The organism is Streptomyces sp. N35 (genome assembly GCF_016464295.1).
In the GTDB taxonomy this organism is placed as follows: Bacteria; Actinomycetota; Actinomycetes; order Streptomycetales; family Streptomycetaceae; genus Streptomyces.
The window spans coordinates 1-656 of record NZ_JAEIMH010000092.1; the positions used below are offsets into that span (position 1 = coordinate 1).

A 656-nucleotide genomic window follows, 5' to 3' on the forward strand; every position below is an offset into this window, starting at 1 on the left:
CGGCCGCCCCGGCGCCGGCGGCCCCGGGCACCGGCAAGATCAACCTGGACAAGGGCCGCGTCAGCCTCCAGAAGAACCAGACCGTCTCCCTGGTCAAGGGCGGCCGCCCGCTCCTGTCCCAGGTCAAGATGGGCCTCGGCTGGGAGCCCGCGTTCCGCGGCAAGGACATCGACCTCGACGCCTCGGTCATCGCGTACGGACCGAACCGCAACCACATCGACAGCTGCTACTTCGGCAAGCTCGCGATTCTCAACGGAGCGGTCAAGCACTCCGGCGACAACCTCACCGGTGAGGGCGGCGGCGACGACGAGGTCATCGTGGTCGACCTGGGCCGCCTTCCGCAGGAGGTCTCGGGCCTGGTCTTCACGGTCAACTCCTTCTCGGGCCAGAAGTTCACCGAGGTCGCCAAGGCGTACTGCCGCCTCGTCGACGCGGCCACGAACGAGGAGCTGGTCCGCTTCGACCTGACCGGCGCGGAGCCGCAGACGGGCGTCATGATGGCGAAGCTGATCCGCCAGTTCTCCGGCGAGTGGGAGATGACGGCGATGGGCGATTTCGTCAAGTCCCGCACGGTACGCGGCATGGTGAAGCCGGCGGCTCAGGCGCTGTAGCCGTCACTTCCACCGGGGCGCCCGTTCCGCCGAGCTCGGCGGAAC

At 68.8% G+C, this 656-nt stretch carries 1 protein-coding gene; it reads left to right on the forward strand.

What is annotated here, in order from left to right:
* On the forward strand, nt 1–611 hold a 611-nt coding region (locus JAO81_RS34815; RefSeq protein WP_199551991.1), incomplete at its 5' end, for a TerD family protein.
* Nucleotides 612–656 lie beyond the last annotated feature (45 nt).